11 protein-coding genes, 1 tRNA gene and 1 pseudogene are annotated in these 16,862 nt (G+C 69.7%); all 13 read left to right on the top strand.

Features of this window, described 5'->3' with window-relative positions:
• The first annotated feature begins 39 nt into the window (after positions 1-39).
• Positions 40-834: an indole-3-glycerol phosphate synthase TrpC gene (trpC, locus tag AC1DV7_RS05540; protein ID WP_477595390.1), complete on the top strand. Its 795-nt coding sequence runs from the start codon at positions 40-42 to the stop codon at positions 832-834.
• Entirely contained in the window at positions 827-2,098 is a 1,272-nt protein-coding gene (gene trpB, locus AC1DV7_RS05535; protein ID WP_477595388.1) for a tryptophan synthase subunit beta, read from the top strand. Before trpC ends, trpB begins: the two co-directional genes overlap by 8 nt.
• Positions 2,095-2,913 (top strand): tryptophan synthase subunit alpha, encoded by an 819-nt coding sequence (trpA, locus tag AC1DV7_RS05530; protein ID WP_477595386.1) that lies wholly within the window; start codon positions 2,095-2,097, stop codon positions 2,911-2,913. Before trpB ends, trpA begins: the two co-directional genes overlap by 4 nt.
• A 5-nt stretch (positions 2,914-2,918) precedes the next feature.
• Positions 2,919-3,416, top strand: a complete 498-nt coding sequence (locus AC1DV7_RS05525) for a MauE/DoxX family redox-associated membrane protein (RefSeq protein WP_477595384.1) — start codon at positions 2,919-2,921, stop codon at positions 3,414-3,416.
• Entirely contained in the window at positions 3,413-4,207 is a 795-nt protein-coding gene (locus AC1DV7_RS05520) for a DsbA family protein (protein WP_477595382.1), read from the top strand. The genes AC1DV7_RS05525 and AC1DV7_RS05520 overlap by 4 nt, the downstream gene beginning before the upstream one ends.
• Before the next feature lie 51 nt (positions 4,208-4,258).
• Positions 4,259-4,681 (top strand): hypothetical protein, encoded by a 423-nt coding sequence (locus AC1DV7_RS05515; protein WP_477595380.1) that lies wholly within the window; start codon positions 4,259-4,261, stop codon positions 4,679-4,681.
• A 41-nt stretch (positions 4,682-4,722) separates the two neighbouring features.
• Entirely contained in the window at positions 4,723-5,403 is a 681-nt protein-coding gene (locus AC1DV7_RS05510) for a hypothetical protein (RefSeq protein ID WP_477595378.1), read from the top strand.
• Positions 5,404-5,507: 104 nt separating this feature from the next.
• Positions 5,508-6,383 carry a prolipoprotein diacylglyceryl transferase gene (gene lgt, locus AC1DV7_RS05505; RefSeq protein WP_477595376.1) on the top strand — a complete coding sequence of 292 codons (876 nt, stop codon included), beginning with the start codon at positions 5,508-5,510 and terminating at the stop codon, positions 6,381-6,383.
• Between the two features lie 113 nt (positions 6,384-6,496).
• Positions 6,497-11,041 carry a glutamate synthase large subunit gene (gltB, locus tag AC1DV7_RS05500; protein WP_477595374.1) on the top strand — a complete coding sequence of 1,515 codons (4,545 nt, stop codon included), beginning with the start codon at positions 6,497-6,499 and terminating at the stop codon, positions 11,039-11,041.
• Complete coding sequence (locus AC1DV7_RS05495; protein WP_477595372.1) at positions 11,034-12,488, top strand: glutamate synthase subunit beta; 1,455 nt, start codon at positions 11,034-11,036, stop codon at positions 12,486-12,488. Before gltB ends, AC1DV7_RS05495 begins: the two co-directional genes overlap by 8 nt.
• A 145-nt stretch (positions 12,489-12,633) precedes the next feature.
• Positions 12,634-14,088: a pyruvate kinase gene (gene pyk, locus AC1DV7_RS05490; protein ID WP_477595370.1), complete on the top strand. Its 1,455-nt coding sequence runs from the start codon at positions 12,634-12,636 to the stop codon at positions 14,086-14,088.
• A gap of 110 nt (positions 14,089-14,198) precedes the next feature.
• Positions 14,199-14,281, top strand: a tRNA-Leu gene (locus tag AC1DV7_RS05485).
• 2,289 nt (positions 14,282-16,570) lie between these two features.
• Positions 16,571-16,807: pseudogene (locus AC1DV7_RS05480) on the top strand (IS110 family RNA-guided transposase); the annotation flags it as partial.
• Between the last annotated feature and the right edge of the window lie 55 nt (positions 16,808-16,862).

Genomic DNA, 16,862 nt, shown 5'->3' with positions numbered 1-16,862 from the left:
GAGCATGGGCTGCGTTGCACCGCTGGTTAGCCTGACTCCATGCCCACCGTGCTCGAGCGCATCGTCGCAGGCGTCCGCGAGGACCTCGCCGACGCGCAGGCGATCGTGCCCCGGGCGGTGATCGAGCAGCAGGCGCTCGCAGCTGCTCCCGCGCTGGACGCCGAGGCGGCGCTGCGCAGCCCGGGTCTTTCGCTCATCGCCGAGGTGAAGCGGTCGAGCCCGAGCAAGGGCGCGCTCGCCGAGATCGCGGACCCTGCCGCGCTCGCGAGCGAGTATGCCGCCGGCGGGGCGAGCGCCGTGAGCGTCCTGACCGAGCGGCGCAGGTTCGGTGGCTCGCTCGACGACCTCGACGCCGTCCGCAAGGCCGTGCGCATCCCGGTGCTGCGCAAGGACTTCATGGTCGAGGACTACCAGCTGTTCGAGGCCAGGGCGCACGGCGCCGACCTCATCCTGCTCATCGTGGCGAGCCTGGCGCAGCCCGCCCTGGTGCGGATGCAGGGGATTGCGCGAGACCTGGGCATGACCGCGCTGGTCGAGGTCCACGACGAGGACGAGACGCGTCGTGCCGTCGACGCCGGGGCCAGCGTGATCGGCGTCAACGCGCGCAACCTCAAGACCCTCGACGTCGATCCCGACACGTTCTCGCGACTCGTCCCGCTCATCCCCGCCGGCATCGTCGCCGTTGCCGAGTCGGGGGTCGCCGGACCCGACGACGCAGCGCGCTACGCAGCCGAGGGTGCCTGGGCGGTCCTCGTGGGCGAAGCCCTCGTGCGGGACGGCGACCCCCGTCGCGCCGCACACGACCTCATCGCGGCAGGAGCCCCGCATGCCTGACCTCACACCCGAGCCCCTGTCCCGACCCGGCCGGTTCGGCGAGTTCGGCGGCCGGTACGTCCCGGAGGCGCTGATCCCGGCCCTCGAGGAGCTCGACGAGGCGCGTCGCAAGGCGATGGTCGACCCCGAGTTCCTCGGCGAGCTCGAGCGGCTGCACCGCACCTACACCGGACGCCCGAGCATCATCACCGAGGTGCCGCGGTTCGCCGAGCACGCCGGTGGGGCGCGCATCATCCTCAAGCGCGAGGACCTCAACCACACCGGGTCGCACAAGATCAACAACGTCCTGGCGCAGGCGCTGCTCACCAAGCGGATGGGCAAGACCCGCGTCATCGCAGAAACGGGGGCGGGGCAGCACGGGGTGGCCACGGCCACGGCCGCCGCCCTCATGGGCCTGGAGTGCGTCGTCTACATGGGCAAGGTCGACACCGAGCGCCAGGCGCTCAACGTCGCCCGCATGCGGATGCTCGGCGCCACCGTCGTGGCCGTGCCCACCGGCAGCGCCACCCTCAAGGACGCCATCAACGACGCGCTCCGCGACTGGGTGACCAACGTCGGCAACACCCACTACATCCTCGGCACGGTCACCGGGCCGCACCCGTTCCCCGAGATGGTCCGCGACTTCCACCGGATCATCGGGGTCGAGGCGAGGAGCCAGGTGCTCGACCTCACCGGCCGGCTGCCCGACGCCGTGATCGCCTGCGTCGGTGGCGGGTCCAACGCCATGGGGATCTTCCACCGCTTCATCGACGACGCCGACGTGCGGCTGGTCGGTGTCGAGGCCGGGGGAGAGGGCGTCGAGTCCGGCCGCCACGCAGCACGGTTCGCGGCCAGCGAGCCCGGTGTCCTGCACGGCACCTTCAGCTACCTCATGCAGGACGACGACGGCCAGACCCTCGAGTCGCACTCGATCTCGGCCGGCCTCGACTACCCGAGCGTGGGTCCCGAGCACGCCCACCTGCGCGACAGTGGCCGGGCCGAGTACCGCTACGCCACTGACGAGCAGGCGATGCGGGCCTTCGAGCTGCTGTGCCGCACCGAGGGGATCATCCCGGCGCTCGAGTCCGCGCACGCCCTGGCCGGGGCCATCGAGGTCGGCACCGAGCTGGGCCCCGACGCCCTCCTGCTGGTCAACCTCAGCGGGCGCGGAGACAAGGACATGCACACGGCCGCAACGTACTTCGGCCTCATCGACGACGAGGCGGTGCCGAGCGGCACGGCCGACGAGCCGCGCGCCGAGGGCGACGGGAGGACCCAGCTGTGAGCCCCACGACCACTGGCATCGGGGTCGGCGAGGTCCTCGAGCGCTGTCGGGCCGAGGGACGGGCCGCCCTGGTCGGCTACCTCCCTGTGGGCTTCCCCAGCGTCGAGGGCTCCATCGAGTCGATGGTGGTGATGGCCCAGGCCGGCGTCGACATCGTCGAGGTCGGAGTGCCCTACAGCGACCCGCTGATGGACGGACCGGTCATCGCCTACGCCGCGGACCAGGCGCTCAGGCGCGGGGTCCACGTCAGTGACGTGTTCCGGGCGACCCGCGCGGTGCGCGACGCCGGCACGCCGCCGCTGGTCATGAGCTACTGGAACCTCATCCTGCGCCACGGGCCGCTGGAGTTCGCCCGCGACCTCGCTGCTGCCGGCGGAGCGGGCCTCATCACTCCCGACCTCATCCCCGACGAGGCCGGCCCGTGGATCGAGGCCAGCGAGCAGACCGGGCTCGACCGGGTCTTCCTGGTCGCCCCCAGCTCGACTCCGCAGCGCCTCGCCTTCGTGACGAGCCACTGTCGTGGCTTCGTCTATGCCGTGTCCCACATGGGCGTGACCGGCGCCCGGACGTCGATGGGGGACGCCGCAGAGCTCATCGTGCGTCGCACGCGCGAGGTGACCGACAAGCCGGTGTGCGTGGGTCTGGGTGTCTCCGGCGGCGACCAGGCCGCCGAGGTGGCCGCCTACGCGGACGGTGTGATCGTGGGCTCGGCCCTCGTGCGCTGCCTCACCGAGGCCGCGGACGAGCAGGCGGGTCTCGAGGCGCTGCGCAGCCTCGTCGAGGAGCTCGCCGACGGCGTGCGCCGGGGTCGCTGACGCCCATGCGCCCGGTGTCGAACCCGCGGCTGCGCGACGCCCTCGGTCTGGTGCTGAGGCTCGTGCTCGGGGGCGTCGTCCTCGCGGCCGGCCTGCTCAAGGTCGGCCACCCCGAGACGTCGGCCCGCGCGGTGCGGGCCTACCAGCTGTTGCCGTTCGACGTCGCCGRGTACGTCGGCTACGCGCTCCCGGTGGTCGAGGTCGCGGTGGGCATCCTGCTCGTCCTCGGGCTGTTCACGCGCGCCTCGGCGGTCGTCAGTGGCGTGCTGATGGCAGCCTTCACCATCGGGATCGCGTCGGCGTGGGCCCGTGGGCTGTCCATCGACTGCGGCTGTTTCGGCCAGGGTGGAACTATCGCGGCCTCCCAGACGCAGTACCCGCAGGAGATCGCTCGCGACGTCGGGTTGCTGCTCGCTGCCGCGTGGCTCGTGTGGCGCCCGCGGACGGCCCTGAGCCTCGAGCGGCACCTCTTCCCCCAGCACGACGAAAGGCTCGACGCATGACCAGCAAGAGTGCATCCCGCAGGGCCAGGAGGTCCTCGGCACCCACCGGCGGCAACGCGTCCCGTCAGGCGAAGATCCAGGCAGCGGCACCCCAGCGTGGCGGCGCCAACAGGGTCGTCGTCGCCACCGTCGTCGCGGTGGTCGTGATCGTCGTGGCCGTCTTCGCGGTCATCTCGGGCAGCCAGGACAAGCAGGAGGCCGCCACCGCGGGTGGCTCGTTGCTCCCGAAGGGCGCGCCAGCCCTGGGTGCGGGCATCGTCGTCAACCCCGACGCTCCGGCGGGCGTCCCGACGCTGGACCTCTACGAGGACTTCCAGTGCCCGATCTGCGCCGAGTTCGAGCACCGCTTCGGGGCCGGGATCGCCGAGCTCGCCGCGCAGGACAAGGTCAGGCTCGTCGTCCACACGCTGAGCTTCCTCGACGACAGGCTGGGCAACAACTCGTCCAACCGGGCGGCGAACGCGGCGTCCTGCGCGGCCGACCAGGGCGAGTTCATGGACTACCACGCAGCCGCCATGGGCGGACAGCCGCTGAAGGAGGGCGCGGGCTTCAGCGACGAGGCCCTCAAGTCGTTCGCCGAGAAGGCCGGCATCACCGGTGCCGGCCTCACCACCTGGCAGAAGTGCTACACCGACAAGGCGCACAACCAGTACGTCGAGTCGGTGCAGACCCAGTCCGAGAAGGACAAGGTCACCGGGACGCCGACTTTGAGGCTCAACGGTGCGGACGTCCCGCTGAAGGGCTTCACCAACGAGGCCCTCGACGCCCGGGTGAAGGCTGCAACCACGTAGTTCCACCCGTAAACCTAGGCACATCTAGCCAAGTGTGCCTATACTCCACCCATGACTACGAACATGGGGGACCTTGGCATCCGTAAGATCCGGCTCGCGCTGGGCGTCGTTCTGACAGCGCTCCTGGTGCTCTGCACCCACACCACGTCCGCGGACGCGCTCGGCTCGGGGAACTTCCCGTGGCGGGGTGACGACTCCAAGCGGACGCTCCACTACTACTACGGCAGCGGGGGGAGGACAGGGAACTTCGTCTACGCCTCGACCACCGCGACGGGCACCGCCTGCCTGCTCTACGTCAAGAGGGTCAAGACCAAGATCGCCCTGCCGAACGGCAGCTACGCGACCCATTCCTCGCTGCTGGGGCAGTGCAGCTCGTACGTCGACATCTCCCCGGGCAACTACTCGGTCTTCGACATCAGGTCCACGCACACCCTGCAGAAGTGGAGCGGCACCGAGTACAACTACGTCCTCTGACGATGACTGGAGAGACGGCCCGCAGCGGCGTTCGACATCAGGTGGCACGACTGTTGCGGGCCGTCGCCGCCACCGTGCTCGTGGCGGTGGCCGTGGCGGGGTGCAGCCCGGGGGCCCAAGCCCCCACCGCGACGCGCACGGCCCAGCTGGCGACCTACGACGCCCCGAGCAACTACCGGGTGGGGGAGGAGAGCGTCCAGCGCCTCGTGGAGGGGCTGGACCCCGGCTCCCCACAGCGGAAGATCCTCGCCGACGGCCGCGTGACAACCACCGAGCTCCAGCAGGCGTGGGACGGCTACACCGGCTGCATCCGAGAGGTCGGTTTCGCCGTGTCCACGCCCGTCCTGGACCCCGTGGGCAACGTCGAGCTGATCTACACCTACCGGCGCGAGGGCACGGCGCCGACGTCCTCGGGTCGCGACGTCGAGATGACCGACGCCGAGGCCGGCCGGATCGACGACTGCGAGTCCAGGTTCTGGTTCCCCGTGTCGGCCATCCACACGGCCGACACCCCGGACCACATGACCCCGCTCCTCGCCGACGCCATGGCACGGTGCATGTCGGGGCGTGGCTACGACGTCCGGGGCAGCACGAGCTTCGGCGAGGTCGTCGGAGCCAAGGACGGTCACGCCCAAGGGGCACGCGTCGAGGCGGGCAGGGAGTGTCTGTCGGAGGCGATGGCCGAGCACTACCCGGACCTCCCGTACCATCGCCAACCATGACTGCGTAGCCTGCTGCGGGCTGCGGTCGGCCCAGCGCGACACCGTGTGGGACACCTCGACCGCGGCGCGCTCGACTCGATCTCGGCAACGCTGGAAGGTGACTGATGGGCCTGCGTGTGGGAGTCGTGACGTCGATCCCGAGCCCGACCACCGGCGTGTGGCACCTGGGGCCCTTCCCGGTGCGTGCCTACGCCCTGTGCATCCTCGCGGGGATCGTGGTAGCGGTCTGGATCACCGGTCGGCGGCTCGTCGACCGTGGCTACGTCCGTGAGATGGCCATCGACGTCTCCGCCTGGGCCGTGCCGTTCGGCATCGTCGGTGGTCGCCTCTACCACGTCATCACCACCCCGGAGCCGTACTTCGGTGAGGGCGGCCACCCCGTCCGGGCCCTGTACGTCTGGGAGGGCGGGCTGGGCATCTGGGGCGCCATCGCGCTGGGTGCCCTCGGGGCCTGGGTCGGCGCCCGGCGCAACGGGGTGTCCTTCCTCGACTTCATCGACGCGGCCGCTCCGGGGGTCGCCCTCGCCCAGGCCCTGGGCCGGTGGGGCAACTGGTTCAACAACGAGCTCCACGGCGGCCCCACCGACCTGCCGTGGGGACTGACGATCCACCAGTGGGACCAGTCAGCGGGTCACGCGGTGCGCGACGCCAGTGGCAACGCCGTGGTGCTGGGCACCTTCCACCCGACCTTCCTCTACGAGTCGCTGTGGTGCCTGCTCCTCGCGCTTGCCCTCGTCCTCGTCGACCGGCGGTTCCCGCTGCGTCGCGGCCAGGTGTTCGGGCTCTACGTCGCGGGCTACCCGATCGGGCGCATCGTCATCGAGAAGATGCGCACGGACGACGCCAACCTCATCCTCGGGCAACGGGTCAACGTCTGGACGAGCATCGTCGTCTTCCTGCTCGGCGTGCTCCTCGTGTGGTCCGGGAGGCGCCGCGAGGTGGCCGTTCCGCGGACGCCACAGTCTCAACATGCGGAATGACGCGGCTCACATAGCGGGACAGGGGACCCAACGGCTATCCTTCCGGAAGCCGTGGCCAAGGCCGTCCACGAACCTCTTGACGCCCTATTTCCCCCGAGGACGGTGACCCGAACGTGACTTTCGCGCGCTTCTCCGCCCAGCCCGCTGACACGGGGCTGTACCGCCGTGAGCACGAACACGACGCCTGTGGCGTCGCCCTCGTGGCCACGATGAGGGGAAGCGCGGGTCACGACATCGTCGACCACGCCCTGACCGCTCTGCGCAACCTCGAGCACCGCGGTGCGACGGGTGCCGACCCCATGGTGGGCGACGGCGCGGGCATCCTCACCCAGGTGCCGGACGCCTTCTTCCGTGAGGTCGTCGACTTCGACCTCCCCGTGTCGGGTGCGTATGCCGTGGGGTTGGCCTTCCTCCCGCAGGACGGGGCCGAGCGCGCCGAGACCGTGGCCCGGATCGAGGCCATCGCCGGCGAGGAGGGCCTCAACGTCCTCGGCTGGCGCGACGTCCCGATCGCGGCCGAGCTGGTGGGCCAGACCGCCCGCGACTGCATGCCGTTCTTCCGTCAGCTGTTCGTCTCGGCCGCGGCGGGCCGCATGGTCGGGATCGGCCTGGACCGGCTCGCGTTCTGCCTGCGCAAGCGCGCCGAGAAGGAGACCGAGGTCTACTTCCCGTCGCTGTCCTGTCGCACCCTCGTCTACAAGGGCATGCTCACGACCGGTCAGCTCGAGCCGTTCTTCCCCGACCTGTCCGACCGCCGGTTCGAGACCCAGCTGGCCCTGGTGCACTCGCGGTTCTCGACCAACACCTTCCCCAGCTGGCCGCTGGCCCACCCGTACCGCCTCATCGCCCACAACGGCGAGATCAACACCGTCAAGGGCAACCGCAACTGGATGTCCGCGCGGGAGAGCCAGCTCGTCTCGGACGTCATCCCCGGCGACCTCGAGCGGCTGTTCCCGATCTGCACGCCGGGCGCCTCCGACTCGGCGTCCTTCGACGAGGCCCTCGAGCTGCTGCACCTCGGTGGGCGGTCGCTGCCGCACGCTGTCCTCATGATGATCCCCGAGGCGTGGGAGAACCACGAGGAGATGGAGCCGTCCCGGCGCGCCTTCTACGAGTTCCACTCCACCTTCATGGAGCCGTGGGACGGGCCGGCCTGCGTCACCTTCACCGACGGCTCGCTCATCGGTGCCGTGCTCGACCGCAACGGCCTGCGCCCCGGTCGCTACTCGGTGACCGACGACGGGCTCGTCGTGCTGGCCTCTGAGTCCGGCGTCCTCGACCTCGACCCGACGCGGGTGGTCCGCAAGGGGCGCCTGCAGCCGGGTCGGATGTTCCTCGTCGACACCGAGCACGGACGCATCGTGTCGGACGACGAGGTCAAGGCGTCCCTGGCCAGCCAGCACCCCTACGACGAGTGGCTGCACGCCGGCCTGATCCACCTCGACGACCTGCCCGAGCGCGAGCACATCGTCCACACCGCGGCGTCCGTCGCGCGACGCCAGCAGACCTTCGGCTACACCCAGGAGGAGCTCAAGATCCTCCTGACCCCCATGGCCCGCACCGGCGGCGAGGCGCTGGGCTCGATGGGCACCGACACGCCCATCGCGGTGCTGTCCGACCGGCCCCGGCTGGTCTTCGACTACTTCACCCAGCTGTTCGCCCAGGTGACCAACCCGCCGCTCGACGCGATCCGCGAGGAGCTCGTCACCTCTCTGGGCACGGTCATCGGCCCCGAGGGCAACGCCCTCGCCGCGTCGCCGGCGCACGCTCGCCAGGTGGTCCTGCCGTTCCCGGTCATCGACAACGACGCGCTCGCCAAGATCGTCCACGTCAACGCCGACGGCGACCTGCCCGGCTACGCCACCCACGTGGTGCGCGGGCTCTACGACGTCACCGGCGGGGCCGCTGCCATGCGCGCGCGGCTCGAGGAGATCTTCACCGAGGTGTCCGAGGCGATCGACGGGGGAGCGCGCTTCGTCGTCCTGTCCGACCGCGACTCCGGCCGCGACTATGCGCCGATCCCGTCGCTGCTGCTCACGTCGGCCGTGCACCACCACCTCATCCGCGAGAAGACCCGCACCCTGGTCGGCCTGGTCGTCGAGGCGGGCGACGTGCGCGAGGTGCACCATGTCGCGCTGCTCATCGGTTACGGCGCCGCCGCCGTCAACCCCTACCTCGCCATGGAGTCCGTCGAGGACCTGGTGCGGTCGGGCGCCATCGAGGGCGTCACCGCCGAGAAGGCCGTCGCCAACCTCATCAAGGCGCTGGGCAAGGGCGTGCTCAAGGTGATGTCCAAGATGGGCATCTCCACCGTCGCGTCCTACCGCGGCGCCCAGGTCTTCGAGGCCCTCGGCCTCTCCCAGGAGCTCGTCGACCGGTACTTCACCGGCACGGTCTCCCAGCTCGGGGGAGTGGGGCTCGACGTGATCGCGGCGGAGACGGCGGCACGGCACGCCGCGGCATACCCGCCGGACGGGGTGCGGCTCCCGCACCGCAAGCTCGGCGTGGGCGGCGAGTACCAGTGGCGCCGAGAAGGCGAGCCGCACCTGTTCGACCCCGACACCGTCTTCCGGCTGCAGCACTCGACGCGGCAGCGGCGCTACGACATCTTCAAGCAGTACACCCAGCGGGTGGACGAGCAGTCCGAGCGGTTGATGACGCTGCGGGGCCTGTTCGAGTTCACCGAGTCGGCGGACCGGCCGCCCGTGCCGATCGACGAGGTCGAGTCGATCGCCGACATCGTCAAGCGGTTCAACACCGGCGCCATGTCGTACGGCTCGATCAGCCAGGAGGCCCACGAGACGCTGGCCATCGCCATGAACCGGATCGGCGGGCGCTCCAACACCGGCGAGGGTGGCGAGGACGTCGAGCGGCTGATGGACGACGAGCGACGCTCGGTCATCAAGCAGGTGGCCTCGGGACGCTTCGGGGTGACCTCGCTCTACCTCACCAAGTCCGGTGACATCCAGATCAAGATGGCCCAGGGCGCCAAGCCTGGCGAGGGCGGCCAGCTGCCCGGCCACAAGGTCTACCCGTGGGTCGCCAAGACCCGGCACAGCACCCCCGGCGTCGGCCTGATCAGCCCGCCGCCGCACCACGACATCTACTCGATCGAGGACCTCGCGCAGCTGATCCACGACCTCAAGAACGCCAACCCCGAGGCCCGGATCCACGTCAAGCTCGTCTCCGAGATCGGCGTGGGCACCGTCGCCGCCGGTGTCTCGAAGGCGCACTCCGACGTCGTGCTCATCTCGGGCCACGACGGTGGCACCGGCGCCTCACCGCTGACCTCGCTCAAGCACGCCGGTGGTCCGTGGGAGATCGGGCTGGCCGAGACCCAGCAGACGCTGGTGCTCAACAGCCTGCGCGACCGGATCGTCGTCCAGTGCGACGGCCAGCTCAAGACGGGGCGCGACGTGGTCATCGCGGCGCTGCTCGGCGCGGAGGAGTTCGGCTTCGCGACGGCGCCGCTCGTGGTGTCGGGCTGCATCATGATGCGGGTCTGCCACCTCGACACCTGTCCCGTCGGCATCGCCACCCAGAACCCCGAGCTGCGGTCCCGCTTCTCCGGCAAGCCCGAGTTCGTCGAGACGTTCTTTGAGTACATCGCCCAGGAGGTCCGCGAGCACCTCGCGGCGCTGGGTTTCCGCTCCATCGAGGAGGCCGTCGGCCAGGTCTCGGCCATCGACGCCCGCAAGGCGATCGAGCACTGGAAGGCCTCCGGCCTCGACCTGTCGCCGATCTTCACCGACGTCGAGAGCCCCGATGGCTCGGCCCGGCGCAACACCACCGGGCAGGACCACGGCCTCGAGAAGGCCCTCGACCACCACCTGATCACCATCGCCCGCGAGGCGATCAACGACCGGACGCCGGTCACCGGTGAGGTGGCGGTCCGCAACGTCAACCGCACCATCGGCACCTTGCTGGGTCACGAGGTCACCAAGGCCCACCCCGACGGCCTCGACGACAACACGATCGACCTCACCCTGGTGGGCTCGGCCGGCCAGTCGCTCGGCGCGTTCCTGCCGCGTGGCATCACCCTGCGGCTGCTCGGTGACGCCAACGACTACGTCGGCAAGGGTCTGTCGGGTGGGCGCATCGTCGTGCGGCCCGACCGGTCGGCGCCGCTGCAGGCCGAGGCGAACGTCATCGCCGGCAACGTGATCGGGTATGGCGCGACGACGGGTGAGATCTTCCTGCGCGGCATGGTGGGTGAGCGGTTCTGCGTGCGCAACTCGGGTGCCTCTGCCGTCGTCGAGGGCGTCGGCGACCACGGCTGCGAGTACATGACGGGTGGCACGGTGCTCGTCCTCGGTCCGACCGGGCGCAACTTCGCGGCCGGCATGTCCGGCGGTGTCGCGTACGTCCTCGACCTCGACCACGAGCGCGTCAACGCCGAGCTGGTCGACCTGTCCGGCCTGCGCCCCGACGACGAGACCGTCGTCCGCGAGCTGTTGGCCGCGCACGTGCGGTGGACCGAGTCGCCTGTCGCCGCAAGCCTGCTCGACGACTGGGAGGCAGCGCGGACACGCTTCACGCTCGTCCTGCCCCGCGACTACCAGCGCGTCCTCGACGTGCGCGCCGCCGCTGAGGCGGAGGGACTCGACGTCAACGGCTCCGAGGTGTGGGAGCGGATCATGGAGGCCTCCCGTGGCTGACCCGCAAGGATTCCTGAAGACCCGCGAGCGCGAGCTGCCGGCCCGTCGGCCGGTGCCGGTGCGCATCAGGGACTGGAAAGAGGTCTACGAGGAGCAGGAGCTCGGACAGCTCCAGCGCCAGGCCGGCCGCTGCATGGACTGCGGCATCCCGTTCTGCCACAGCGGCTGCCCGCTCGGCAACCTCATCCCCGAGTGGAACGACCTGGCCTGGAAGGGCGACTGGCGCGAGGCCATCGAGCGGCTCCACGCGACCAACAACTTCCCGGAGTTCACCGGTCGTCTCTGCCCGGCTCCGTGTGAGACCGCGTGCGTGCTCGGCATCAACCAGCCGGCCGTCACGATCAAGCAGATCGAGGTCACGACGATCGACCGGGCCTTCGACTCCGGGTACGTCCAGCCGCAGGCACCCGACCGGCTCTCCGGCAAGACCGTCGCCGTCGTCGGCTCGGGCCCTGCCGGGCTCGCTGCCGCCCAGCAGCTCACCCGCGCCGGGCACACCGTCGCGGTCTACGAGCGCGCCGACAAGCCGGGCGGCCTGCTCCGCTACGGCATCCCCGAGTTCAAGATGGAGAAGTCCGTCCTCGACCGCCGGATCGCCCAGATGGAGGCCGAGGGCACCCGCTTCCGCAGCGGCGTCGACGTCGGTGGCGACGTGACCGGCAAGCAGCTGCGCGACCGCTACGACGCGGTCGTCCTGGCGATCGGCGCCACCGTGCCGCGCGACCTGCCGGTGCCGGGTCGCGAGCTCGACGGCGTCATGCAGGCGATGGACTTCCTGCCGCCGGCCAACCGGGTCGCGCTCGGCGAGAGCGTCGAGGGCCAGGTGACGGCCGAGGGCAAGGACGTCATCGTCATCGGCGGTGGCGACACCGGGGCCGACTGCATCGGCACGTCGCACCGCCAGGGCGCGCGTTCGGTCACGAGCCTCGAGATTATGCCGCAGCCGGGTGAGGAGCGGGTGGCGGGCCAGCCGTGGCCCACCTACCCGATGCTCTTCCGCGTCGCCTCCGCCCACGAGGAGGGCGGTGACCGCGTGTATGCCGTGTCGACCAAGGAGATCCTCGGCGAGGACGGCAAGGTCAGCGGCATCCGGGTTGCCGACGTCCGCATGGGCGACAAGGGGTTCGAGGAGGTCGAGGGCACCGAGCGGGTGCTGCCCGCGCAGCTCGTGCTCCTGGCGATGGGCTTCCTCGGCCCGCAGGGTGCCGGGGTCGTCGAGCAGCTCGAGGTCGAGCTCGATGAGCGGTCGAATGTCAGGCGCGACCAGGACTACATGTCCTCGGTGCCCGGGGTGTTCGTCGCGGGCGACGCCGGACGCGGTCAGTCGCTCATCGTGTGGGCCATCGCCGAGGGCCGCTCGGCGGCTGCGGGTGTCGATGCCTACCTCACCGGCCAGACCGCGCTGCCGCGTCCGGTCAACCCGACCGACCGACCGCTCGTCGTCTGACGAGCGGCGGTCTCGGCCGGGGGACCCGGCAGCCTGGGGCGGTGACGTTCGCGCCTGCGGGGGCTCCGGCATACCCCGGACGCGCGGCTGTCCGCAGGGTGACCGGGGTCACGTTCGGGCAGGGTCGACCGATAGGGTTTGAGCCATGCGTCGCGCCAAGATCGTCTGCACCCTGGGCCCCGCAGTATCGACCCCTGAACGGATCCGCGAGCTGGTCGCAGCGGGCATGGACGTCGCCCGCCTGAACCTCTCGCACGGTGAGTACTCCGACCACGAGGCGATCTACCGCGAGATCCGCAAGGCCAGTGACGAGAGCGGTCACGCCGTCGGCATCCTGGTCGACCTGCAGGGCCCCAAGATCCGCACCACCCGGTTCTCCGGTGGGCCGGTGGTGCTCGCCGAGGGCGACTCCTTCACCATCACGACCCGTGAGGTCGACGGCGACAAGGACCAGGTCGGGACGACCTACAAGGGACTGCCGGGCGATGTGCAGTCCGGTGACAGCCTCCTGATCGACGACGGCAAGGTCGCGCTGCGGGCGACCGAGGTCACCGACACCGACGTCCGTTGCGTCGTGACCGTCGGGGGCACCGTCTCCAACAACAAGGGCATCAACCTGCCCGGTGTCGCCGTGTCCGTGCCCGCCCTGTCCGAGAAGGACAAGGAGGACCTGCGCTGGGCGCTCGGGTTGCGCGCCGACATGATCGCGCTGTCGTTCGTGCGGTCCGCGGCCGACCTGCAGGACGTCTACGAGGTCATGGACGAGGTCGGCGTGCGACTGCCTGTCATCGCCAAGATCGAGAAGCCGCAGGCAGTCGACAACCTCAGCGAGATCATCCAGGCCTTCGACGGCGTGATGGTCGCGCGCGGCGACCTCGGGGTCGAGCTGCCGCTCGAGGACGTCCCGCTGGTCCAGAAGCGCGCGATCGAGATGGCCCGGCGCCAGGCCAAGCCGGTCATCGTCGCGACCCAGGTGCTCGAGTCGATGATCGAGAATCCGCGCCCCACCCGGGCCGAGGCGTCCGACGCCGCGAACGCCGTCCTCGACGGCGCCGACGCGCTCATGCTGTCCGGCGAGACCAGCGTGGGTGCATACCCGATCGTCGCGGTCCAGACGATGGCGCGGATCATCGAGAGCACCGAGGAGCACGGGCTCGAGCGGATCCCTCCGCTCGGCACCAAGCCGCACACCATGGGTGGCGCCGTGTCGGCGGCCGCAGTCGAGATCGGCGAGCTGCTGGGCGCCAAGTACCTCATCACGTTCAGCCAGTCCGGTGACACCGCCAAGCGGATGTCGCGCATCCGGCCGCGGATCCCGATGCTCGCCTTCACACCTGAGCAGCACACCCGGTCGCGGCTCGCGCTGGCGTGGGGGATCGAGACCTTCCTCGTGCCGATGGCGCGGCACACCGACCAGATGGCCCGGCAGGTCGACCTCAGCCTGCTCGAGAGTGGTCGGGCGCAGGAGGGCGACCTCGTCGTCATCGTGGCCGGCTCGCCCCCCGGCATCCCCGGCTCGACCAACGCGTTGCGGGTGCACAAGATGGGCGATGCCATCAACAAGGTCGCGCCCGCCTACGAGGACCTCGACGACAGCTGAGCCTTTCCCGGCTCGCGTGGTTGGCGGTGTGCCACCGGCACGGGTGCGGGTCGCCGCCCGTTATGCTTGCCGCGCGCTGCCGACCCCGGTGACTCGGGACGGCGGCGCGAGCCGAAGTGGTGGAATGGCAGACACGGAGCACTCAAAATGCTCTGCTCGCAAGGGCGTGCGGGTTCAAGTCCCGCCTTCGGCACCTGACTGAACTGCGGAAACGACCACCGGTGGTGGCCGTGTCCGCACGCTGTCCACACCCGCCCAAGGCCGAGGCCGTCGGCGAAGTCCGGGGTGGTTGGTTCCGCCGCGCACAGGAGCTGGCCGACCAGCCGGTGTCGAACAAGACCGTCCACAACGTGCACGGCACGTCTCCGGAGTGATGAACGACGCCGTCCGGGACGGGCTGACCGCCCCGAAACCAGTTCGCCAGCCTGCTTCGGGTTGGTGGTTTCGGTGGTCGACTTACGAATGGGCGCCAGACGAAGGAATCGTTCAAGCCACGCTGCCTGGCGGTTGTCATAGCCTGTGGAGATGCGCCCGACCAACCAACGAGCCCGCCGAGGCAAGTTGGCTGGACACTCTCGTCGACAAGCAACGATGGATCGCTCGACACGGTCTCGATTGGGTGTAGGCAGTCTCAGAAGCCATTGGGCTCGATGGCTGCCATTCGTGGCATGCCTTGTGCTTGCGGCCGGTCTACTGCTTGTAACCCTTCAAGTCAGGACGGCAGAAGCTGCCGTACCCATGACTCCGAACGACGATCAGATTAGCGACAACGTGCTGGGCGTCTATGGGGACGGGGCCACCATGGCCGCACTATCGCCTGATCCCGACGCCTCGCCAGCAACCACAAACGCTGTCCCAGAATCGATCGGACGTTGGAATCTAACGATTGAACCCGGACTTGCAACCACAACTGGGCGGCTAACCCTTGTTCTCCTGGACGCGCCCGGTCTGTGGCGCGTCAACGTCAATCGGTCGGCCCTTGTGACCATGCAGCTGCCACGCGGGTCTACCGTTGACAACTCTGGAACGTCCCTGACCGGGGGGAAGGGGGCGTGCGCAGCCTGGTGGGACGGGAAGGTGTTTCACACGGTGGATCCCGAGGTGCGTCATAACGCAGACGGCGCGACGGTGGTTTCGTGCTCAATTCCCCAGGTGGGTGAGGTTCCTCAAGTCTTCTTCGACCTCCGGTTTCGTTGGAACGACGAACACAAGGCGCCTGCCGGCATAGGACGCACAGGGGCCTGGCTGAGATTCGAGGCGGTGGAACCAGTCTCAGACTTGATGCCACCATTTCGGGATGAAGGTTCGAGCCGAGTCGCGATGCCCCTCCGCGTGTCACTAGCGACAGGCGAAGACGCTGTGTTGTCGAGTTCGTTCCCTCCCCCCGCCGAGGGCCGGTTGGGGGAACGCTCTTGGTCGATAGGTTCCGGCGGACTGGACCTTCAGTACGTTCTGGAGTACCCACGGCGGCGTACCTGGGTAACGCCCGTGGTTGATCTCTCTCTGCTCGGATCAGGCGGGTTCTTCGGCCTACTTCCCGCCGCCTTCGCTTTTGGCCGGAGGACAAGGGCATAGGCCGTTCGATATCGGATGACTGCTCGACAAACCAAGAGCCGCAGAATTTTCGGAGGGGAGCATCCGACGGGCTCAGGTCAACCGCCCTCTAGCTTGGGAGAGAATCCAGGCGAAGCAACACGGCAGCAACCGGGGCGGCGGGCGGCGCTCCAGTTGCGGCTACTAGACGGTTCACGTAGGGCCGGTGTCTGGCCAGACTCGGTCCAGGTGATCGGGGACAGCTCTCCATGCGGCTGCCCGCCCGCTGTCGTTGGTGTGCTCACTTTCGCGTGGTGGCTGGCGAGGTGGGCAGTGCTACTAACTAATACGAGCTAGGCAGTCCCTTCTTCAGCCACGCCTCGTCCGGTGACCTACGGGCCGCAGACCGGATCGAGCACAGGCGGGAGCAGCACATGGAGCACGTCAGCATCGTGGACGATCCCCACAAGCTGTCGGCGACGATCGAGGTCGTGGACCAACGCGAACAGCCGCTCGGCTCAGGGCGGTTCAGCACGGACCGTGCCGGCTTCACCGCGATGCGCGCGTTCGCCAAGGCGTGGCCGGATCGGACCTGGGCTGTTGAGGGCGCGAACGGTGTCGGGCGCCCGCTGGCGCAGCGGCTGCTCGAGTCCGGCGAGCAGCCGCTGATGCCCCGGCGGAGCTGGCCGCCCGGGTGCGGCTGTTCGACACCGGCCACAACCGAAAGACCGACGCCCACGACGCGCATTCGATCGCCATGGTCGAGGTGCGCACCAGGGCCTCCGGTGCTGCAGGTCGGCGGTGACCTGGAGGCGTTGCGGATGCTGGTCGAGAGCCGCGAGGCATTGACCCGGCGACGGGTCCAAACCGTCGACCGGTTGCAAGTCCTGCTGGCGGAACCCCTTCCAGGAATGGCGAAGAGGGACCCTACGACGGGCCAGGCCAACGCATGCTGGCCTCGGTGCGCCCGCGTGACATCGCCGGGAATACGCGCCGCGGGATCGCGGTCGAGGAGGTGGCCGACCTGGTCGCGGTTGAGGCGAAGTTTAGTATGGCCACCGCCGCGCTCAAGGCGATCGTGCGCGCCCGCGGCTCGCACCTGATGGACCTGCAAGGCGTCGGACCCGGCGTCGCGGCGCAGGTCTTGGCCGACGTCGGTGACGTCGCCCGCTTCGCCGACCGCAACCGGTTCGCGTCCTGGACCGGCACCGCACCGCTGGACGACTCGTCCGGTGAGCAGA

The organism is Pedococcus sp. P2_E4, assembly GCF_056403935.1.
Note: the sequence above shows the minus strand (reverse complement) of the source record. Positions and strands in the feature narration are given on the sequence as shown.

Coding starts and splice junctions, on each gene's coding strand:
- trpC (WP_477595390.1), top strand. CDS start 40: ATGCCCACCGTGCTCGAGCGCATCGTCGCAGGCGTCCGCGAGGACCTC.
- trpB (WP_477595388.1), top strand. CDS start 827: ATGCCTGACCTCACACCCGAGCCCCTGTCCCGACCCGGCCGGTTCGGC.
- AC1DV7_RS05520 (WP_477595382.1), top strand. CDS start 3,413: ATGACCAGCAAGAGTGCATCCCGCAGGGCCAGGAGGTCCTCGGCACCC.
- AC1DV7_RS05515 (WP_477595380.1), top strand. CDS start 4,259: ATGACTACGAACATGGGGGACCTTGGCATCCGTAAGATCCGGCTCGCG.
- lgt (WP_477595376.1), top strand. CDS start 5,508: ATGGGCCTGCGTGTGGGAGTCGTGACGTCGATCCCGAGCCCGACCACC.
- pyk (WP_477595370.1), top strand. CDS start 12,634: ATGCGTCGCGCCAAGATCGTCTGCACCCTGGGCCCCGCAGTATCGACC.